Origin of the sequence: Streptomyces sp. NPDC006602 (assembly GCF_042870385.1) — a bacterium.
Lineage (GTDB): Bacteria > Actinomycetota > Actinomycetes > Streptomycetales > Streptomycetaceae > Streptomyces.
Genome location: NZ_JBIAHG010000008.1, coordinates 261,518 through 281,702 on the forward strand (window position 1 = coordinate 261,518; position 20,185 = coordinate 281,702).

Consider the following 20,185-nt stretch of genomic DNA (forward strand, 5'->3'; position numbering starts at 1 on the left):
TGCCGCCTGTTCCATAGTTGGCGCACCACCGTGCAGTGGATCTGCCCCGACTCGGACACCTGGGGGTCACTCCGCCCATGATCAGAGCCGAACAGCCGTCCCGCAGAACCGTCCTGGCCGCCGCGGTCGCCGCCGTCGCCGGCAGCGCGGCCCCGGCGTCCGCCGACACCGCGAGCAGCACCGTGACCGACACAGCCGACCGCGCACCCGACCGCGCCCCGGCCCGCCGGGTCGACAACCGCTTCTGGACCACGTATGCCCACTGGCGCGACGGCACCGCCAAGGGCACCCGGGCCGTCGCCGGGGTCCGCCCGGGCGTGGTGATCGACACGCCCGCGGGCACCGCCGACTACACCGACCCGCACACCGGCACGACGGCCGCCTGGGAGTACGGGACCTGGACGTCGCCCGGCCATGACCTCGCCGTCCCCGCCACGGAGGCGATCGTCTCCTGGAACGCCCGCACCCCGGCCGGGACCTGGCTCCAGGTCGAGCTCAAGGGCACGTACTCCGACGGCACGCACACCCCCTGGTACGTGATGGGCCGCTGGGCGGCCGGCGACCAGGACATCAGGCGGACCTCGGTCGACGGCCAGAGCGACGACAAGAGCAGGATCTGGACGGACACCTTCGCGATCGACGACCCGGCCACGGGCCTGCGCCTGGCGTCGTACCGTCTGCGGCTCACCCTCTACCGCAAGCCCGGCACGAAGGCCACGCCCACCGTCTGGCGGCTCGGCGCGATGGGCTCCGACGTAGCGGACCGCTTCACCGTCCCGGCCTCCGCCCCCGGCCTCGCCCGGGAACTGACCGTCCCGCGCTACTCGCAGGAGATCCACGTCGGCCAGTACCCGCAGTACGACAACGGCGGCGAGGCCTGGTGCAGCCCCACCTCCTCGCAGATGATCATCGAGTACTGGGGCGGCCGGCTCACCTCCGACCAGCTGGCCTGGGTCGACCCCTCGTACCCCGACCCGCAGGTCTGCCACGCGGCCCGGTACACCTACGACTACCAGTACGCGGGCTGCGGCAACTGGCCGTTCAACGCCGCCTACGCGGCCACCTTCAAGGGCCTCCAGGGCGTGGTCACCCGGCTAGGCTCACTCACCGACCTGGAGACGCTGATCGCCGCCGGCATCCCGGCCATGACGTCCCAGTCCTTCCTCAAGGAGGAGCTCACGGGAGCGGGCTACGGCACCTCCGGCCACCTGATGACCGTGATCGGCTTCACGGACACCGGCGACGTGATCGCCAACGACCCGAACTCCCCGACCGACGAGGCCGTGCGGCGCGTGTACAAGCGGCGCGAGTGGGAAAATATCTGGCTCAGGACCAAGCGGTACAACGCCAGTGGCAAGGTCGTCTCCGGCACCGGAGGCGTCTGCTACCTGTACTTCCCGGCACTGCCCACCCCGCGCCAGCGCAAGGCGCTCGCGGACGTGGGCGTGCGCTGAAGCGACGTACGAACGGCCCCCGGCGTGAGGCGACGCCGGGGGCGGTCGGCGTGTGACCAAGCTCTCTGTGGCAAAAGCCGCCCCCAGTGGCAAGGTGGACAGCTCGGTGGGGGGAGTCCACCCATACGTCCGACCTCAGCGAGAAGCCATGACCGCACACTCAGCCGCCGCCGCCCGCGCCCGAACCGGCGGCCCCCGGGAGGACGGCCCGAAGATCGTCGAGCACGTCATGGGCTGGACGCTCGTCGTGGTGATCGCGCTGCTCGTCACCCGGCTCGGCCTGCTGTGACCTGACGCACATGCGACCTGACATACTGCGGGTGTCCCGCCGCCCGTTGAGACCAGGGTCGAAATTGAATATCAGTCAACAGAGCGAGGCCGCCCGTCCGCGGGCGCGCGGCACCGAGCGCTCGGTGGCACGCCGCGCCGAACTCATCGCCATCGGGCGGAAGCTGTTCGCCGACACGTCGTACGACGCCCTCTCGATGGACGACATCGCCCGGCAGGCCCATGTCGCCAAGGGACTGATCTACTACTACTTCCAGTCCAAGCGCGGCTACTACCTGGCGATCATCCAGGACTCCGTCGCCGACCTGGTCACCTACGCGGCGAGCGGCCTCGAACTGGAGCCGGTGGGCCGGGTCCACCGCACCATCGACAGCTATCTGCGCTACGCCGAGCACAATCAGGCCGCCTACCGCACGATCGTCAGCGGCGGCGTCGGCTTCGACGCCGAGGTGCACGCCATCCGGGACGGGGTGCGGGAAGCGATCGTCGCCACCATCGCCGAGGGGGCGTACGGCCGTACCGACATCGCGCCGCTGGCCCGCATGGGTCTGCTCGCCTGGCTGTGCAGCGTGGAGGGGGCCGCCCTCGACTGGATCGACCGCCCCGAACTGTCCCGCGACACGATGCGCGAACTCCTGGTCAAGACGCTCGGCGGTTCGATGCGGGCCATCGAGGAGATGGACCCGGCGTACCCGGCGCCCCGGAGCCGGCCCGCCGCGACGACGACGGACGAATGACGAATGACGAATGATGACTGACGGCTGATGACTGACGGCATGCGGCTCAGGACACGCGGCCGACGACAGGCGACCGACGACTTGGGGCGCAGGCTCGTGGCCCTCCGCCCCAAGTCTCCTCCGGCCTCGGCTAGTTGATCGCGTTGATCAGCTCACCGTCCGCGGTGTCCCCGCTCAGCTCCCAGAAGAACGTGCCGCCCAGGCGCTGTGCGTCCTTGTAGTTCATCTTCCCCTTGATCGTCTTCGGAGTGTCGTAACTCCACCAGTCGCTGCCGCACTTGGCGTAGGCGGTGCCGCCCACGGTCCCGGTCGGCGGGCAGGTGGTCTTGAGCACCTTGTAGTCCTCGAAGCCGGCCTCGTACGTGCCCGCCGCCGGGCCGGTGGCCGTGCCGCCCGGCTCCGTCTGCGTGACGCCGGTCCAGCCGCGCCCGTAGAAGCCGATGCCCAGCAGCAGCTTCGAGGACGGGATGCCCAGGCTCTTGAGCTTGGCGATGGTGGCGGCGGTGTTGTAGCCCTCCTCCGGAATGCCCGGGTAGGACGTCAGGGGGGAGTGCGGCGCCGTCGGGCCGGTGGCGGCCCAGGCGCCGAAGTAGTCGTACGTCATGGGGTTGTACCAGTCGACGTACCGTGCCGCGGCCGCGTAGTCCGCCGCGTCGATCTTGCCGCCGGGTGTGGCGTCGGCGGTGATCGCCGCGGTGATCAACTGCCGCTTGCCGAACTTGGCGCGCAGCGCGGCCATCACGTCTCTGAACGCCTCCCGGTCGCTGGTGTCGCAGGTCAGGCCGCAGGCGCCCGGGTACTCCCAGTCGATGTCGATGCCGTCGAAGACATCCGCCCACTTCGAGTTCTCGACCAGGTCGTAGCAGGACTGGGCGAAGGCCGCCGGGTCCTTGGCCGCCTCGCCGAAGCCGCCCGACCAGCTCCAGCCGCCGAACGACCAGATGATCTTGAGGCCGGGGTGCAGCTTCTTCAGTTTGCGCAGCTGGTTGAAGTTGCCGCTCAGCGGCTGGTCCGCGGTGTCGGCGACACCGTCAACGGACTCCTCGGCGGTGAACGGCTTGTCGGTGTCCGCCCAGGCGTCGCCGAGGGCGCACTTGCCGTCGGTGACATTGCCGAAGGCGTAGTTGACGTGGGTGAGCTTGTCGGCGGAGCCGGAGGTCTCGATGTTCTTGACGAAGTACTGGCGGCCGTAGATGCCCCAGTCGGTGAAGTAGCCGACAACCTTCGAGCCGGCCGTAGTGGCCTCGGCGGGGCCGGGCTCCGTGGCGGTGGCGGTGCCCGCACCGGCGAGCAGGCCGGCGCCGAGGGCGGCGCAGCACGAGGCGGACAGGAGGGCCCGGAACCGGGGGCGGGGGCGGGGCGGGGTGTGCATCGGGTGTCTCCTCGCAGGGGACAGGGAGGGGATCGCACGCCGATTGGCATGAACGCGGGGAAGCGTTGGAGCGAAACAGTAAGAGGACTAGACCAATAGGTCAATGGTTCGTACCAATCCTCGGCGTGTCGGGCGTGTCGGAATTTCTTGAAGTGAGCGCTCGTTAACCGGTGACTGAGTGCCTCCGATCGGGCATACTCACAGCGCACAGCCGCTGGTCAGCAGCTTCCGTGACCCGGGAGTGCGAGCATCGGCCGGCACAGTGAGACCCGGCGGAGCGGCCCCCACCCAAGGCGCACGTCCGCCGTCGCGCCCGACAGGGAGGAGAGCGTCGCCATGCCCGACCGCGCCCCGCAGCCGGTGGACCGGCAACTGCCCACGGACGAGGCCCGGGATCTGATCTCGCTCGTCCGCGACATCGCGCGGCAGGAGATCGCCCCGAAGGCGGCCGATGAGGAGGACGCCGGACGCTTCCCGCGCGAGGTCTTCACCCTGCTCTCCGAGTCCGGACTGCTCGGCCTGCCGTACGACTCCGAGTACGGCGGCGGTGATCAGCCCTACGAGGTCTACCTCCAGGTCCTCGAAGAACTCGCCGCGGCCCGCCTCACCGTCGGCCTCGGCGTCAGCGTGCACACCCTGGCCTCCTACGCGCTCGCCGCCTACGGCACCAAGGAGCAGCAGGTCGAGCACCTGCCCGCGATGCTCGGCGGCTCTCTGCTGGGCGCGTACTGCCTGTCGGAGCCGTCCTCCGGCTCGGACGCGGCCTCGCTGCGTACGAAGGCGGTGCGCGACGGCGAGGACTGGGTGATCACCGGCACCAAGGCCTGGATCACGCACGGCGGAATCGCCGACTTCTACACGGTGATGGCCCGCACGGGCGAGGAAGGCCCGCGCGGGATCACGGCCTTCCTGGTGCCCGGTGACGCGGCGGGCCTGAGCGCCGCGGCGCCGGAGAAGAAGATGGGCATGAAGGGCTCGCCGACCGCCCAGGTCCACTTCGACGGGGTCCGCGTCCCCGACGACCGGCGCATCGGCGACGAGGGCCAGGGTTTCGCCATCGCCCTGGCCGCGCTCGACTCCGGGCGGCTCGGCATCGCGGCCTGCGCCATCGGCCTGGCCCAGGCGGCGCTCGACGAGGCGGTGGCCTACGCGACCGGGCGCCAGCAGTTCGGGCGGCCGATCGCCGACTTCCAGGGCCTGCGTTTCATGCTCGCCGACATGGCGACCCAGATCGAGGCCGGCCGGGCGCTGTACCTGGCGGCGGCGCGACTGCGCGACGCGGGCCGGCCGTTCGCCAAGCAGGCGGCCATGGCCAAGCTGCACTGCACCGACACCGCGATGAAGGTGACCATGGACGCCGTCCAGGTCCTCGGCGGGTACGGCTACACCGCCGACTTCCCGGCCGAGCGGTACATGCGCGAGGCCAAGGTCCTGCAGATCGTCGAGGGCACCAACCAGATCCAGCGGATGGTCATCGCCCGTCACCTCGCGGGTCCCGAGACCCGCTGAACTGGCCCGACGTCACCTGGGGCGCCGCCAGCCGGACCCACTCCGGGTCGTGGCGGCCCGGCAGCGTGCGGCCGCCGTCCGCCCAGGTGCGCATCAGATCACGGTAGATGGGCGGGTCCTGGATCTGCGGCGGCGCGAGCGGAACCGATTCCGCCGAGGCGGGGACCGGTGCGGGAACGAACACACGACGCTGACGCCCGGTCGCCGAGTATGTGGGGGTCATACCGAGACAACGCGAAGCTCGGCGGACAGGTCACCATTCTCGGGAATCGGGAGTGAGTTCGCCGAGGTCCGGTCGGTGTGACTGTCTGACCGACCGCCACTCCCGGTCAGCGCACACCGAACCGCACCACGGCATCCTGCGAGCCGTGGTGCGGATCGGTCACGGGGTGGGAGCCGGGCCGCTCAGGCGGCGTGGCGGCGCATGACAGGCACCCGGATGGGACGGGAGCCCGGGCCGCCGACGTGCGAGAAGGGCTGCGTCCGCCAGTCGAGCCCCTGAGGGAGCGTCAGCAGAAGGGCCGTGTCCTGCTCCTGCGGCTCGGCCGACTCGTCCGCCGACCGGGCGTCGGACGCCTTGCGGCCGGTGCCGGCGCAGACCGTGAGACCGAACGGGTTCCACGGCGAGGCGCACAGCGCGTGCTCCGGCAGGACCTCCTCGTCCGCCAGCAGGGCGATTGGCTGTGCGCAGTCCGGGCAGACGACCCGGTACATCTCGAAGGTGTCGTAGGGGTCGAGTTCCTCGTCGAGGGCGTCGGGTTCGACGCCCTCCGGCTCGGGCTCGACCACCAACTGCGGCCGCTTGGGTGCGGTACGACCAGGGCGCTTAAGACTCTGCATATAGGTTCTCCCCCTCGGGCTGGGCCGTGAAGGCGCTGCGGCCTCGACCACAGCAAGCACTTCCCGCCCCGTCTGGCCGGTAATCACGAGACCATCACGGAGCCTGTTCGGGGGGTGTGGCCTTCGTCACATGCCAACCGCAGGTGCCCGGCGCGGCCCCTCTGTCGCCCGGACGGCTCACAGGCTGCTCTCGGCCACATCACGAACCGGGTATGACCTGCGCCGCTCAGGTATCGGAGGAGATCAGCCGCACTGTAGGTTCTTGCGCCATGGAGGAGCTCGACCGACAAATCGTGCAGCTGCTCGTCAAGGACGGGCGGATGAGCTACACAGACCTGGGCAAGGCGACCGGCCTGTCCACGTCGGCCGTGCACCAGCGGGTGCGTCGGCTGGAACAGCGCGGAGTCATCCGCGGCTACGCGGCGGTGGTCGACCCTGAGGCTGTCGGGCTGCCCCTGACCGCGTTCATCTCGGTGAAGCCGTTCGACCCCAGCGCCCCCGACGACATCGCGGACCGTCTCGCCGACGTCCCCGAGATCGAGGCCTGCCACAGCGTCGCCGGCGACGAGAACTACATCCTCAAGGTGCGGGTCTCCACCCCGCACGACCTGGAGGAGCTGCTGGCCCGGCTCAGGACGCTGGCGGGGGTGTCCACGCGGACGACGGTGGTGCTGTCCACCCCGTACGAGGCACGGCCGCCGCGGATCTGACCGACCTGCGTGCCGGACGGCCCGCGCGAGGCGCGAAACTGTCCCTCATGAGTGAACGCACCGCCGAACCGACCACCGTCCTCCTCCGCCGCGGGGAAGTGCACAGCCCCGCCGACCCGTTCGCGACGGCGATGGTCGTGGAGCGCGGCCACGTCGCCTGGGTCGGCTCCGAGGGCGCGGCCGACGCCTTCGCTGACGGTGTCGACGAAGTGATCGACCTGGACGGCGCCCTGGTCACCCCCGCGTTCACCGACGCGCACGTGCACACCACGTCCACGGGTCTTGCCCTCACCGGCCTCGACCTGTCCGACGCGCCCTCCCTGGACTCGGCCATCGCCCGCGTACGGGACTTCGCCGCCGCCCGCCCGAACGACCGCGTCCTGCTCGGCCACGGCTGGGACGCCGCCCGCTGGCCCGGCGGCCGCCCCCCGACCCGCGCCGAACTCGACGCGGCCACCGGGGGCCGCCCCCTGTACCTGAGCCGGATCGACGTCCACTCGGCGGTCGCCACGACGGCCCTGCTGGACCTGACCCCCGGCCTCGGCGCCCCGGACGCCCCGCTCACCGCCGACGCCCACCACGCCGTACGCGCCGCAGCCCTGGGCGCCGTCACGCCGCAGCAGCGCACCGAGGCCCAGCGCACCGCACTCGCGCACGCCGCCTCTCTCGGCATCGGGACCGTCCACGAGTGCGCGGGCCCGGAGATCTCCTCCGAGGACGACTTCACGGATCTCCTGAAGCTCGCCTCGGAGCAGGCGGGCACCCGTGTCGTCGGCTACTGGGCCGAGCAGGACGTCGAGAAGGCACGCGAGTTGGGCGCCATCGGCGCGGCCGGTGACCTGTTCGTGGACGGCGCCCTCGGCTCTCACACCGCCTGTCTGCACGAGCCGTACACCGACGCCGCCCACACCGACGCCGCCCACACCGGCACCGCCTACCTCGACGCCACTGCGGTCGCCGCGCACGTCACCGCCTGCACCGAGGCCGGTCTCCAGGCGGGCTTCCACGCGATCGGTGACGCCGCCGTGACCTCCGTCGTCGAAGGCATGCGCGCCGCCGCTCAGAAGCTCGGCCTGGCCCGCGTCCGGGCCGCCCGCCACCGCGTCGAACACGCCGAGATGCTCACGCCCGAGACGATCGCCGCCTTCGCCGAGCTCGGCCTGACCGCGTCCGTCCAGCCCGCCTTCGACGCGCTGTGGGGCGGCGAGGACGGCATGTACGCCCAGCGCCTGGGCGCCGAGCGGGCCCGCGCCCTGAACCCCTTCGCGGCCCTGCTGCGGGCCGGTGTCCCGCTTGCCTTCGGCTCCGACAGCCCGGTCACGCCCCTCGGCCCGTGGGGCACGGTCCGCGCGGCCGCCTTCCACCGCACCCCCGAGCACCGCGTCTCCGTACGCGCCGCGTTCACCGCGCATACGCGCGGCGGCTGGCGGGCGATCGGACGGGACGAGGCGGGTGTCCTGGTGCCCGGCGCCCCCGCGGACTACGCCGTGTGGCGCACGGACGAATTGGTCGTCCAGGCCCCGGACGACCGAGTGGCCCGCTGGTCGACCGACCCCCGCTCCGGCACCCCCGGTCTGCCCGACCTGACCCCTGGCCACGACCTGCCCGTCTGCCTGCGCACCGTGGTGGGCGGACAGACCGTGTTCCTACGGCCGGGCGAGTGATCTACCGGGGTGGCGCACCGCCGATCGGTCGTCCCAGCCCCGTCACGCGACCTGCGCATCCTCCGCGCTGACCAGGGCTTTGCTGGAAGAGCCGCAGGTGAAGCGGCTGTTGACAGCCAACGGCGGCGGGCCGGTAGGTTCGAGCAAGTCCACCACCGGACGCCCGACCGGGGAACGCCCGCGCACTCGCCGCCGCGCCGCTGGGTCAGGGACGGTGTGCCGCACCGGGGCACCGCCACTGGGAGCCAGGCTCAGCGCCCGCACCACGGCGAGGGAACGTTCCGGCCGGTCGGGGAGGTGTGACCCGGATGGGGCCGGGCGCTCAGTAGACAACGGCTTTCGGTCGACCCGCAGCCGGCGGGTCCCAGGTCGGCCCGAAGGGCGCCGGGCCCCCATCCGCAGCACGCATGGCCCTCGCTGCCGTACGCACAGTCCCCAAAAAACGCATTCTTACCCCGCTTTTGGGAAAACGACACCACCATACTTACGTCCCGTCACGTCAGCGCAGACCGCGGCGATTATGGTGGACGTCTGCGTACGGACATGAAGGGGCAGCAGTGAACGACGGCGACGGGACCCTCGCGGCACAGGTCCGGGGGAGACAGTTCGGCCCGCTCGGCACGGCGTTGGTCATCATTCCGACGTATAACGAGGCGGAGAACATCAAGGCGATCGTCGGCCGGGTGCGCAAGGCCGTCCCCGAGGCGCACGTGCTGGTGGCCGACGACAACAGCCCGGACGGCACGGGCAAGCTCGCCGACGAACTGACCGTCGACGACGAGCACGTCCAGGTCCTGCACCGCAAGGGCAAGGAGGGCCTCGGCGCCGCCTACCTCGCGGGTTTCCGCTGGGGCCTGGAGAAGGGCTACGGCGTGCTCATCGAGATGGACGCCGACGGCTCGCACCAGCCCGAGGAACTGCCCCGCCTGCTGACCGCACTCAAGGGCGCCGACCTGGTCCTCGGCTCACGCTGGGTGCCCGGCGGCCGGGTCGTGAACTGGCCCAAGTCCCGCGAGGTCATCTCCCGCGGCGGCAGCCTCTACTCCCGCCTCGCCCTGGACCTGCCGCTGCGCGACATCACCGGCGGCTACCGGGCCTTCCGCCGTGAGACGCTCGAAGGCCTCGGCCTGGAAGAGGTCGCCTCCCAGGGCTACTGCTTCCAGGTCGACCTCGCCCGCCGCGCCGTCAAGGCCGGCTATCACGTGGTCGAGGTGCCCATCACCTTCGTCGAGCGCGAGCACGGCGACTCCAAGATGAGCCGCGACATCCTCGTCGAAGCCCTGTGGCGGGTCACGACGTGGGGCGTGGGGGAGCGGGTCGGCAGGATCACGGGCCGGGGCAAGCGCGCACAGCCGTAGCAGTACGTCTCACAGCCGTGGCACTACCACCTCACAGCCACGGTTGATCGTCCCCTTACGCCGTGCTGAGCCGGGCCCAGGCACACTGGATGCATGACGACTGGCGCTCCGACCCCCACGTACCCCGCCCGGCCCCGGCGCTCCCGGCTGCGCACCTTCCTGCCGCTGGGCGTCGCCGCCTGGCTGGTGCTGGAGATCTGGCTGCTGACCGTGGTCGCCGGTGCGACGAGCGGGATCACGGTGTTCCTGCTGCTGCTCGCCGGTTTCGTGCTCGGTTCGGTGGTGATCAAGCGGGCGGGCCGACGCGCCTTCCAGAATCTGAACGAGGCGCTGCAGCGGGGCGGCACTCCCTCCGGCTCGTCGAGCGGCGGTGGCAACGGCCTGATGATGCTGGGCGGCCTGTTCCTGATGATTCCCGGCCTGGTCTCCGACGCGGTGGGGCTGCTCCTGCTGATCCCGCCGGTCCAGAAGGCTCTCGGCCGCTATGCGGAGCGCACCGTCGACCGCAAGCTCCGCGAGGCCGCGCAGGGCACCCTGGGCGACGCCTTCCAGCACGCCCGCATGCACCGCCCCGACGGCAAGGTCGTCCAGGGCGAGGTCGTCAGGGACGAGCCGGGCGACGCACCCGAGGACCCGCGGCCGCCGCTGACGCGCTGAGCGGTTCGGCCGACCGCCGCTCAGAGGGAAGGCGGGGAAGGCGGCAACACGAAAACCGCGGGCGCCGTACGTGAAATCACGTACGGCGCCCGCGGTTGCTTGCGTGTGTTGTTTGTCCGCCCAGACCCCGAAGGGACTACGCCGACTTCCGGCTGTCTCGCGGATGGACCGCGATGTTCATTGCGCCGGAGCGCAGAACAGCCAGGCGCTCCGCGAGGACCTCTTCGAGTTCCTCGCGAGTGCGCCGCTCCATCAGCATGTCCCAATGCGTACGCGCGGGCTTGGCCTTCTTCTCTTCAGGGCCGTCGCCGTCCACGAGGAGTGCCTGGGCCCCGCAGACCTTGCACTCCCACTCCGGCGGGATCTCCGCCTCGACCGAGAAGGGCATCTCAAACCGATGGCCCTTCTCGCATGCGTACTCCACGGCCTGGCGCGGGGCCAGGTCGATGCCGCGGTCCGTCTCGTAGCTGGTCACCACGAGGCGCGTGCCGCGAAGAGCTCGCTCACTCATGAATCGTGCCTCCCGGGCTTGTCGCCCACAGGACAGGTGTCGCTGTCGTCGTCATCCGGTCAACGTCCGGTCGGCGGTAAAGATTCCCGTTCCGGGTCCCGTCCCGGGCAATGCGTCGCCGTCGTAGCCGCCCCTTGTTGTACCCACCAGCGCCCGGTTTGTCACATCTGCTAGCAGATGTCACCCAGCGTTTCATCATCTTTGACGCGCAGTAACGGTACGCCTGGCAGGCCAAACGCGTACACTACAGCGCTTTGGTGTTGAACGCTAAATTCTCTCGGGAATCGGGTTGCCCGCGTCGCCGATCGCTTGCCGCACCGGCACCCGTGCGAGCAGCAGGAACCCGATGACGAAGAAGACCACCAGCGAGATGATCGCGTCCCGGTAACTACCGGTCACCTGGTAAGTGATCCCGAACAACAGCGGGCCGAGCCAGCTCATGCCGCGGTCGCTCATCTCGTACGCCGCGAAGTATTCGGCCTCCTTGCCGGGCGGCACGAGATGGGAGAACAGCGACCGGGACAGCGCCTGGCTGCCGCCGAGGACGAGGCCGATCCCGGAGGCGAGCACGAAGAACCACACGGGCGCGCCGGCGGGCAGGAAGTACCCGGCGCCCAGAGTCACCGTCCAGGCGACCAGCGAGCCCAGGATCGTGCGCTTGGCGCCGTAGATCCGGGCCAGTCGGCCCATGCCCAGCGCTCCCGCCACCGCCAGCACCTGGACCAGCAGCACGGCGCCGATGAGTGTCGACTGCCCGAGTCCGAGCTCCTCGGAGCCGTAGACCGACGCCTGGGAGATCACGGTCTGGATGCCGTCGTTGTAGACGAGGAACGCCAGCAGGAAGGCGAGGGTCAGCGGGTGGCGGCGCATGTCGCGGACGGTCGCGGCGAGCTGTCGGAAGCCGGGAGCCGTCGCCTCTCGGGGGGCCTTCGACTCGGAGCGGCGGTCGCGCAGCCGTCGTAGGGGGATGAGGGCGAAGGCGCCCCACCACAGGCCGGCCGACGCCAGGCAGATGCGGACCGCGGCGCTCTCCGAGAGCCCGAAGGACTCGTGGCCGGTGTACAGGACGAGGTTCGCGACCAGGACCAGCGCGCCCGCCGCGTACCCGAAGGCCCAGCCCCGGGAGGAGACGGCGTCGCGTTCCTCGGGCGGGGCGATCTGCGGCAGGTAGGAGTTGTAGAGCATCATCGCCACGGACTGCGCGGCGTTCGCGACGACCAGCAGGACCCCGCCGAGCAGATAGCGGTCGCCGCCGAGGAAGAACATGCCGGTCGTCGCCGCGGCCCCGGTGTACGCGGCGGCCGCAAGGAGGGGCTTCTTGCGGCCCGTGCGGTCGGCGGCGGCGCCCACCAGGGGCATCACCAGTACGGCCACGACCACCGACAGGGACACCGAGTACGCGAAGAAGGACCCGGCGCGCACCGGGATCCCCAGCGGGTGCACGAAACCGTCCGCGTCCGCCGCCGACTTGGCGACCGACGTCAGATAGGGGCCCAGGAACACGGTGAGCACGCTCGTCGAGTAGACGGAGCAGGCCCAGTCGTAGAAGTACCAGCCCCGCTGCTCGCGCCGCCGTTCGGCGGCCTCGTCCGCAGATCCCGCCCGCACGGTGTCGGTGCCCACCCGTGCCCTCGCTTCCCCGTGGTGCCGCGCGCGGGCGTGTGGCCCGGGGGCGTCCGGGAGGTCAGACCCAGACGCCGCGGTCCTCCATGACCTTGCGCAGTGTGTCGATGTGATCGGTCATGATGCCATCGACTCCCAGGTCCAGGAGCCGGTGCATGCGGTCCGGTTCGTTCACCGTCCACACGTGCACCTGAAGCCCGAGCGCATGGGCCGTGCGCAGGAAGCGGTGGTCGACCACCTGGATGCCCGACTGGACTTCGGGCACCTGCGCGGCGACCGCGGAGCGGCGCACGGCCGCCGGAAGGCCCCAGGAGCGCAGCCGCAGATTGAGGACACCACGGGTGCCGTACGACGTCGCCAGGCGCGGCCCGGCCAGCCGCTGGGCCCGCACCACGCGCGCCTCGGCGAACGAGCCGACGCAGATCCGGTCCCAGGAGCGGGTGCGCTCGATCAGCTCCAGGAGGGGCAGCAGCGCCGGCTCCGCCTTGACGTCTATGTTCCAGCGCACCTCGGGGAAGCTCTCCAGGAGCTCATTCGAAGAGGGGCACCGGTTCCTTGCCCGCCACGCGCGCATGGCGTACGTCCTTCCAGGGCAGGTCCGCGATCCGCCCCGCTCCGTCGGTCACCCGGTCCAGGGTCGCGTCGTGGAAGGCGACGAGCCTGCCGTCCGCGGTGGCATGGACGTCGGTCTCCAGGTAGCGGTAACCCGCCTCGACCGCGCGTCGGAACTGCCGCGTCGTGTTCTCCAGGCCGTCCGCCGCTCCGCCGCGGTGGGCGAAGGCGATCGGGCCCGGATGGTCGAGGTAGGGATGGCGTATCCGCGGGGTCACGGTCGAAGTATCGCCTGCTGGGGTTGCCCGGTGGCAACGACCGAGCTCCCGTCGGATGCCGACGGGACGGCGAGCATGCGCAGGAAGAACTGGGCGAGCGGACCGATCGACACCGCGTACAGCACGGTGCCGATGCCGATGGTGCCGCCCAGGGCGAAGCCCGTCACGACGACCGTCACCTCCACGGCCGTCCGCATCAGGCGGATCGAGCGGCCCGTACGCCGGTGCAGGCCGGTCATCAGCCCGTCCCGGGGGCCCGGCCCGAAGCGCGCGGCGATGTAGAGGCCGGTGGCCACGCCGTTGAGCAGGATCCCGAACAGGAGAAGCGGAACGCGTACGGCGAGGGTGTGTGCTGCGGGGACGGCGGCGAGCGTGCCGTCCATGGCGATGCCGACCACGAAGACGTTGGAGACCGTGCCGAGGCCGGGGCGCTGGCGCAGCGGGATCCACAGGAGCAGTACCGCCGCGCCCACGAAGATCGACACGACGCCGATCGTCAGGCCGGTGAGCTCGGCCAGCCCTTGATGGAGCACGTTCCAGGGCTCGAGGCCCAGGCCCGCCTGGACGAGGAGCGCCGAACTCGCGCCGTACAGCGCGAGACCGACGTACAGCTGGATCAACCGGCGTCCGAGACGGCTCGGACTCTTCGTGGACAAGAGATTCCCCCCATGTGGTCGTTGTGGCCTGATGCATGACACCCTGTGGCTTGGGTGGAAGCATCATCCATGGCCAATTCTGGGAAGGTGGACTGATTTCCATGGCGCAGTGGACCTCGGCGATGGGAGCCGCGCAGCTCGCCCGGCTGCTCAACTCCCAGCAGGACCGCCCGGCCGGCCCGGGGACGCGCCGGCCGCCCGCCTACCGGGCGCTGGCCGACGGCATCCGGCTGCTGGTCCTCGAGGGCCGGGTGCCGGTCGCCGCCCGGCTGCCCGCCGAGCGGGAGCTCGCGTTGTCCCTGTCCGTGAGTCGTACGACGGTCGCGGCGGCGTACGAGGCCCTGCGCGCGGAGGGATTCCTGGAGTCGCGGCGCGGCGCCGGCAGTTGGACGGCCGTGCCGGCCGGCAACCCGCTGCCCGCGCGCGGCCTCGAACCCCTGCCCCCCGAGGCCCTGGGCTCGATGATCGACCTCGGCTGTGCGGCGCTCCCCGCCCCCGAGCCGTGGCTGACCCGTGCCGTACAGGGCGCCCTCGAGGAGCTTCCGCCGTACGCCCACACCCACGGCGACTATCCGGCCGGGCTGCCCGCGCTGCGCGCGATGATCGCCGAGCGGTACACCTCGCGCGGGATTCCGACGATGCCCGAGCAGATCATGGTGACGACCGGCGCGATGGGCGCGATCGACGCGATCTGTCATCTGTTCGCGGGGCGCGGTGAGCGGATCGCCGTGGAATCCCCCTCGTACGCCAACATCCTCCAGCTCATGCGGGAGGCGGGCGCCCGGCTGGTGCCCGTGGCGATGGCCGAGGGGCTCACCGGTTGGGACATGGACCGCTGGCGTCAGGTCCTGCGGGACGCCGCGCCCAGGATCGCGTACGTCGTCGCCGACTTCCACAACCCGACCGGCGCGCTCGCCGACGAGGACCAGCGGCGGCGGCTGGTGGAGGCGGCGCGGTCGGCGGGGACGGTGCTGGTCGCCGACGAGACGATGAGCGAACTGTGGCTGGACACGGACATCGAGGGCGCGATGCCCCGTCCCGTGTGCGCCTTCGACCCGGCCGGGTCGACGGTCGTCACCGTCGGGTCGGCCAGCAAGGCCTTCTGGGCGGGGATGCGCATCGGGTGGGTGCGGGCGGCACCGGACGTGATCCGCAGCCTCGTCGCCGCGCGGGCGTACGCCGATCTGGGCACGCCGGTGCTGGAGCAGCTGGCCGTGAACTGGCTGTTCAGCACGGGGGGCTGGGCGCAGGCCGTGGACATTCGACGCAGTCAGGCGCGCGACAACCGGGACGCGCTGGTGGCCGCCGTGCGGCGGGAGCTGCCGGACTGGGAGTTCGAGGTGCCGATGGGCGGGCTCACGCTGTGGGTGCGGACCGGCGGGTTGTCCGGGTCGCGGCTCGCGGAGATGGGGGAGCGGGTGGGCGTGCGGGTGCCGTCCGGTCCGCGGTTCGGGGTCGACGGGGCGTTCGAGGGGTATGTGCGGTTGCCGTTCACCGTGGGGGGTGCGGTGGCCGAGGAGGCGGCGGCGAGGTTGGCCGCGGCGGCGCGGTTGGTGGAGAGCGGGGGGGCTGGGGGTGGGGAGGCGCCTCGTACGTTTGTGGCGTGAGCGGGGGGCGGTGCGGGCGGGTGGTGTCGCTCGTCGGCGCCCGGCGGGGTGCCGCGCCTCTTCGGGCCGGGAGCCGCCCCAGCGGCACGACGGCCCGCAGCTAGGACGGCGTGCTTTCCGCGACTACTGCCTCCGTCGGTACGGCCTCCGCTGCTACCGCCTCCGCTGCCACGGTCTCCGGCAGGTTCTCGCCGTCCGCCGGTGTCGTCCGCGGCGGCAGCAGTGCCAGTACCGCCTGGCGGTCCGCCTCGCTTGTCGCGTCGTCGTACGGGTCGGGCGTGGACGGAACCTGGAGGCGGTGGACCGGGCCTGTGCCGAGGCGGGCGTAGCCGCGGCCGGGCGGGACCTGGGCGACGGGGGTCGTGTGCGGGGGTGCGCCCAGGACCGCTTCCAGTTGGTCGGCCGTGGCCGGGCCGAGCACGACACGCGCGCGCGTGTGCTGGCGTACGGCGTCGCTCAGGGCCTCGGTGCTGTCGAACTGGTCGGCCACGACCACGGTCACGTTGGCCGCGCGGCCGTGCCGGAGCGGGACCTGGAGCAGGGACTGCGGGTCCTGGCGGCCGTCCGCGGCGGCCACGTGGGCGAAGGCGCTCGGGCGGTCCAGGAGGATCCACAGGGGGCGTTTGGTGTCGTCCGGGGGCGGGTTGCCCGCCTGGCGGGCATGGTTGACCGCGATCAGCCGGCGCTCCGTCTCCGTGGCCGCCCACTCCAGGCTCGCCAGCGCCCCGGCCAGCCCGCACTCGACCGCGAGGACACCGTCCCGGCCGGTGAGGCAGGCGTACTCGCCGGTGCCGCCGCCCTCGACGATCACTAGGTCTCCGTACTGGAGGGCCTGCAGGGCGATGGAGCGCATCAGGGTGGAGACGCCGCTGCCCGGCTGGCCCATGACCAGCAGGTGCGGCTCGGTGGAGCGGATGCCCGTGCGCCAGACGACCGGCGGTACGTCACGCTGTGCCTCACCGTAGGTGAGGGGAAGCGTGCGCTGGACCTGTGTGGGATCGGTGAAGCCGAGAACCGTTTCGCCGGGGGACGTGACGAAACGCTGCGCGGCGATGTCGGTGGGCAGGGGCGCGAGGACCGTCAGCGTGAGCTGGTTGCCCTCCTCCTCCCAGATGAAGCGGTACTCGCGGTCCCGGCCCGACTTGGCGGCCAGCAGCTGCTCGATCCGGGTACGGCACTCGGGTTCGCCGTCGGTGAAGTACGCCGGGTAGCGGATCTGCAGATGCGTGATGCGGCCGGTGCCGTCGAAGTCGAACGAGGGGAAGGCCTTCTCCCACTCGCCGCCGTGGGCGTAGAGCGGGGCCGGGTCCTCGGCGGCCGAGAAGTACGGCACCAGGGCCTCGTACAGGGACTGGAGGCGCTGTGTCTGGGATTCGTCGGGGCCGTCGGGCTCCGGCTGCCCGCGGTCGCGGCCCTGCCAGGCTGCCGCCGCCATCACCGTGATGACGGCGAGCAGTGGGCCGTACGGCGCGAGCGCCACCACCAGCACCACCGACGCCACCAGGAAAAGCAGCGGTCCGCGCTTGTCCTTGGGGGTGTCGGCCCACTTGCGCCGCCCGGCCGAGGCCAGTCGGCGCAGACCGCGGGTGATCGTGATCAGTGGATGGAGGACGTCGGTGGCGCTGGCGGCCGCCGTCCGGGCCAGCTCCCGGCTCCGGGCGATCTGCGCTCTGTCTGTGCTCAGGATGCGGGGGAGGGGGCGCCGGGCCACTGCTGTCTCCTGGTGGTGCGTACGGATGGTGGTGCGTACGGACGTGCGGGGCGTCAGAACTTGATTCCGCCGAGGAGGCTCGCCAGGCTCTCGCCGCCGGCCTTGATACTCGGAGCAATGGCCGTGCTCGCGAGATAGAAGCCGAACAGCACCGAGACCATGGCGTGGGACGCCTTGAGCCCGTCCTTGCGGAAGAAGAGGAAGACGATGATTCCGAGCAGGACCACGCCTGAGATGGACAGGATCATTTGAGTTCTCCTGGTTCGTGGGGACAGTCACCATGAGTACTGCCAGGATCACAGGATGTATCCATACGATAAAAGGTGCAACTGGGTGGATTTACGCTGATTTCCCCCTGGTGGCGGAGTCGTCTTCGGCCGATTGATCCGGGCTCTCGTGTCCGACTGGGACTGCGGTGATCTTTACCTCCGGCGCAACGGGTCATGTGCCGCGGGAGCCAGTACCCTGGCGATTCACCTGAACGGTTGCACTGAGAGGCGGACCGGCGATGACTGAAGCCCCCGACCCCGAGGTCGTGGAGCTGGCGACCAAGATCTTCGACCTGGCCCGGCAGGGGCAGACCGAGGCGCTCGTGGCGTATGTGGACGCGGGTGTTCCGGCCAACCTCACCAACGACCGTGGCGACTCCCTGGTGATGCTCGCCGCCTACCACGGCCATGCCGACACGGTGCGTGCCCTCCTCGCCCGGGGCGCCGAGGGCAACCGGATCAACGACCGGGGCCAGACCCCGCTCGCCGGGGCGGTCTTCAAGGGCGAGGAAGAAGTGATCAAGGCACTTCTGGAGGGTGGTGCCGATCCCGCCGCGGGTACTCCGTCGGCCGTCGACACCGCCCGGATGTTCGGCAAGACGCAGCTGCTCGAACTGTTCGGCGCACTCTGACACGTCCGCCTGACCAGGGCGGACACGAATAACGGGGGAGGCGGTAACGGGCCGCCGAAATTTCGGTCGCGGTGGATGGAACTGCCGAGTCATCATGACGTCGTGATTCACGGACGCGATGGCTGGGCAGTCGATGCCGCACCGCGCGGACCGTGACACGGTCCGCATGGGCCACCTACGAGAGGCAGAGGAAGATGGCTTACAGCAAGCAGGAAACGGCGGGCGCCCCGACGTGTTGTCACGCGGCCAGGTAATGCACGATCCCGGTTGCGTCGACGCTTGATGTGAGGCTGTTTCCCATGTTCGATCCGGTCATAGCGCCCAGCGGCACGCTGCTCGGCCTGCTCCAGCGGGGCCGCGGCGACGGCACACTGCACGCGCTCACCGCACCGCGAGCCGAAGCGCTCGCGGCCCTGAACCACTGTGTGCTGCGCGATCCCCGCCACGACTGGCAGGTGGAGAACCGCTCCCTTTACTACGCCCGTCTCTACCTCGACCTGAACGGCGGGACGAACGAGATCGAGGCGCACCTCTTCGACGTCGAGGACGTCCTCGACACCGAGGAGTCCCGCACCGGGCTCGCCCTCGCCGTCCTCGGCCACCTCGCCTCGTACGGCAGGCGGGACGCGCTCGAACTGCTGCGCAGGTACGCCGCCTCGGGCACCAACTGGGCCTGGGCCCTGGATGAACTGGCGCTGCGCGACGACGACGCCGGACTGCGCGCCCTCGCGGCACCCGTCCTGGCGCGTTTCGGGACCGATGCCGAGGGCGAGGCCGACCTGGCCGTCGCGGTGCGCGACGCGTTCGAGCCACGGCCCTGGCGGCTGTGGGCCGACGATCCGCGCGAATCCATCGCCACGCGCGTGCGTGCCGCTCAGGAGGCCGGCAGTTTCGACCGCTGGCAACGGCAGATGCGACCTACCGGGCCCCGTCCGGGGTGGAGCGTGCAGGCGGTCTTCGACTGGGCCCAGCAGGGTGTCGAGCGCGGCGCCGCGCTCCATGTCCCCGCCGCCCGTTGCCTCGCGGCCGTCGCCGGCCCCGAGGACCGGCCGGAGATCCTCCGGGCCGCCGAGGACGGCAGCGACGGAGCCCGCTGCACTGCCCTGCGCTATCTAGCCGACAGCAATGATCCGAGCGCCCCCGATCTGATCGAGGTCGCCGTGGCCACCGGCTCGGCGGCCGTGGTGGAGGCGGCCGTGGACGCCTTCGAACGGATGCGCAGCGTCGCCGCGATCGAGCGGGCACGCGGCTGGGCCCGCCGGCCCGACTCCCTCGGCGCCGCCGCCGGACGCATGCTCGCCTGCCGGGGCGGCTCCCGGGACAGCGACCTCGTCCTCGCGGCACTCAGGGAGGCCGTACGGGGGGAAGGCCCCGACGCGCCGACCCTGTGGACCCTCGTCGACGGCACCGGCCGGCTGGGTATCGTCTGCGCGGCGCCCGTACTCCGGCACATCTACCGCGAGACCGCCTCGTCCCATCTGCGCGGCCGGGCCGCTCGAGCCCTCGCCGCAACCGACCCCTCCTTCGCCACCGGCTTCGCCGTCGAGTGCCTGTGGGACTGCGAGGAGACCACCCGCGAGATCGCCGCCCGGCACGCCGAGACCGGTGACGCCCGGGTCGTCGAGCGACTGCGCAGGCTCGCGGCCGATCCGGCCGAGGAGGCCGAAGTCCAGACGGCCGTACGCAGCCGGATCGGACCGGACGCGGCCGCCATGTGACCGCCGCACTCCGGACGTGGCCGATCTTCACCGCATCCG

Annotated in this window: 18 protein-coding genes and 2 pseudogenes; 11 read left to right on the top strand and 9 right to left on the bottom strand. The window is 71.3% G+C overall.

Annotated elements, in window-relative coordinates; translation table 11 throughout:
• Nucleotides 1-77 precede the first annotated feature (77 nt).
• The 3 genes and pseudogenes from ACFYO2_RS22780 (at nucleotide 78) to ACFYO2_RS22790 (ending at nucleotide 2,493) form a co-directional block, all read left to right on the top strand.
• Nucleotides 78-1,454: a peptidase C39 family protein gene (locus ACFYO2_RS22780; RefSeq protein WP_388351877.1), complete on the top strand. Its 1,377-nt coding sequence runs from the start codon at nucleotides 78-80 to the stop codon at nucleotides 1,452-1,454.
• A 148-nt stretch (nucleotides 1,455-1,602) separates the two neighbouring features.
• On the top strand, nucleotides 1,603-1,743 hold the full coding sequence (locus ACFYO2_RS22785; RefSeq protein ID WP_388351880.1) for an SCO1431 family membrane protein: 141 nt from the start codon (nucleotides 1,603-1,605) through the stop codon (nucleotides 1,741-1,743).
• Between the two features lie 64 nt (nucleotides 1,744-1,807).
• Nucleotides 1,808-2,493: pseudogene (locus ACFYO2_RS22790) on the top strand (TetR/AcrR family transcriptional regulator).
• 116 nt (nucleotides 2,494-2,609) lie between these two features.
• Here the strand turns inward: ACFYO2_RS22790 and ACFYO2_RS22795 are convergent.
• Nucleotides 2,610-3,851: a glycoside hydrolase family 18 protein gene (locus ACFYO2_RS22795; protein ID WP_388351883.1), complete on the bottom strand. Its 1,242-nt coding sequence runs from the start codon at nucleotides 3,849-3,851 to the stop codon at nucleotides 2,610-2,612.
• 336 nt (nucleotides 3,852-4,187) lie between these two features.
• On the opposite strand from ACFYO2_RS22795, the gene ACFYO2_RS22800 reads away from it, so the two are divergent.
• Complete coding sequence (locus tag ACFYO2_RS22800; RefSeq protein ID WP_388351884.1) at nucleotides 4,188-5,360, top strand: acyl-CoA dehydrogenase family protein; 1,173 nt, start codon at nucleotides 4,188-4,190, stop codon at nucleotides 5,358-5,360.
• Here the strand turns inward: ACFYO2_RS22800 and ACFYO2_RS22805 are convergent.
• Both ACFYO2_RS22805 and ACFYO2_RS22810 read right to left on the bottom strand, forming a co-directional pair.
• Nucleotides 5,323-5,583 carry a hypothetical protein gene (locus ACFYO2_RS22805; RefSeq protein ID WP_388351886.1) on the bottom strand — a complete coding sequence of 87 codons (261 nt, stop codon included), beginning with the start codon at nucleotides 5,581-5,583 and terminating at the stop codon, nucleotides 5,323-5,325. The genes ACFYO2_RS22800 and ACFYO2_RS22805 overlap by 38 nt on opposite strands.
• Nucleotides 5,584-5,765: 182 nt before the next feature.
• Entirely contained in the window at nucleotides 5,766-6,200 is a 435-nt protein-coding gene (locus ACFYO2_RS22810; protein WP_388351889.1) for a hypothetical protein, read from the bottom strand.
• 269 nt (nucleotides 6,201-6,469) lie between these two features.
• Here ACFYO2_RS22810 and ACFYO2_RS22815 point away from each other — a divergent pair, with 269 nt between their 5' ends.
• From ACFYO2_RS22815 to fxsA, 4 genes are all read left to right on the top strand, one after another.
• Complete coding sequence (locus ACFYO2_RS22815) at nucleotides 6,470-6,910, top strand: Lrp/AsnC family transcriptional regulator (RefSeq protein ID WP_388351892.1); 441 nt, start codon at nucleotides 6,470-6,472, stop codon at nucleotides 6,908-6,910.
• Nucleotides 6,911-6,957: 47 nt separating this feature from the next.
• Nucleotides 6,958-8,574, top strand: a complete 1,617-nt coding sequence (locus ACFYO2_RS22820) for an amidohydrolase (protein ID WP_388351895.1) — start codon at nucleotides 6,958-6,960, stop codon at nucleotides 8,572-8,574.
• Nucleotides 8,575-9,131: 557 nt separating this feature from the next.
• Nucleotides 9,132-9,932: a polyprenol monophosphomannose synthase gene (locus tag ACFYO2_RS22825; RefSeq protein ID WP_388351898.1), complete on the top strand. Its 801-nt coding sequence runs from the start codon at nucleotides 9,132-9,134 to the stop codon at nucleotides 9,930-9,932.
• 93 nt (nucleotides 9,933-10,025) lie between these two features.
• Nucleotides 10,026-10,589 carry an FxsA family membrane protein gene (fxsA, locus tag ACFYO2_RS22830; protein WP_388351901.1) on the top strand — a complete coding sequence of 188 codons (564 nt, stop codon included), beginning with the start codon at nucleotides 10,026-10,028 and terminating at the stop codon, nucleotides 10,587-10,589.
• A 136-nt stretch (nucleotides 10,590-10,725) separates the two neighbouring features.
• Here fxsA and ACFYO2_RS22835 read toward each other — a convergent pair whose 3' ends face one another.
• The 4 genes and pseudogenes from ACFYO2_RS22835 to ACFYO2_RS22850 form a co-directional block, all read right to left on the bottom strand.
• Entirely contained in the window at nucleotides 10,726-11,100 is a 375-nt protein-coding gene (locus tag ACFYO2_RS22835) for an RNA polymerase-binding protein RbpA (RefSeq protein WP_030677841.1), read from the bottom strand.
• Between the two features lie 267 nt (nucleotides 11,101-11,367).
• Nucleotides 11,368-12,723, bottom strand: a complete 1,356-nt coding sequence (locus ACFYO2_RS22840; protein ID WP_388351905.1) for an MFS transporter — start codon at nucleotides 12,721-12,723, stop codon at nucleotides 11,368-11,370.
• Nucleotides 12,724-12,784: 61 nt separating this feature from the next.
• A pseudogene (locus tag ACFYO2_RS22845) lies at nucleotides 12,785-13,553 on the bottom strand (glycerophosphodiester phosphodiesterase).
• Nucleotides 13,550-14,209, bottom strand: coding sequence for a YitT family protein (locus ACFYO2_RS22850; protein ID WP_388351908.1), 660 nt, complete (start codon nucleotides 14,207-14,209; stop codon nucleotides 13,550-13,552). Before ACFYO2_RS22850 ends, ACFYO2_RS22845 begins: the two are co-directional and overlap by 4 nt.
• A gap of 101 nt (nucleotides 14,210-14,310) precedes the next feature.
• Here ACFYO2_RS22850 and ACFYO2_RS22855 point away from each other — a divergent pair, with 101 nt between their 5' ends.
• Nucleotides 14,311-15,816 (top strand): PLP-dependent aminotransferase family protein, encoded by a 1,506-nt coding sequence (locus tag ACFYO2_RS22855; protein WP_388351911.1) that lies wholly within the window; start codon nucleotides 14,311-14,313, stop codon nucleotides 15,814-15,816.
• Between the two features lie 100 nt (nucleotides 15,817-15,916).
• Here the strand turns inward: ACFYO2_RS22855 and ACFYO2_RS22860 are convergent, their stop codons facing one another.
• Together ACFYO2_RS22860 and ACFYO2_RS22865 are read right to left on the bottom strand one after the other, a co-directional pair.
• Nucleotides 15,917-17,527, bottom strand: coding sequence for a hypothetical protein (locus tag ACFYO2_RS22860; protein WP_388351913.1), 1,611 nt, complete (start codon nucleotides 17,525-17,527; stop codon nucleotides 15,917-15,919).
• 53 nt (nucleotides 17,528-17,580) lie between these two features.
• Nucleotides 17,581-17,775 carry a hypothetical protein gene (locus ACFYO2_RS22865; RefSeq protein ID WP_388351916.1) on the bottom strand — a complete coding sequence of 65 codons (195 nt, stop codon included), beginning with the start codon at nucleotides 17,773-17,775 and terminating at the stop codon, nucleotides 17,581-17,583.
• Between the two features lie 260 nt (nucleotides 17,776-18,035).
• On the opposite strand from ACFYO2_RS22865, the gene ACFYO2_RS22870 reads away from it, so the two are divergent.
• Nucleotides 18,036-18,428, top strand: coding sequence for an ankyrin repeat domain-containing protein (locus ACFYO2_RS22870; RefSeq protein ID WP_388351919.1), 393 nt, complete (start codon nucleotides 18,036-18,038; stop codon nucleotides 18,426-18,428).
• 299 nt (nucleotides 18,429-18,727) lie between these two features.
• The gene (locus ACFYO2_RS22875) at nucleotides 18,728-20,146 is read left to right on the top strand and encodes a HEAT repeat domain-containing protein (RefSeq protein WP_388351922.1); all 1,419 of its coding nucleotides are present in this window, start codon (nucleotides 18,728-18,730) and stop codon (nucleotides 20,144-20,146) included.
• Nucleotides 20,147-20,185 lie beyond the last annotated feature (39 nt).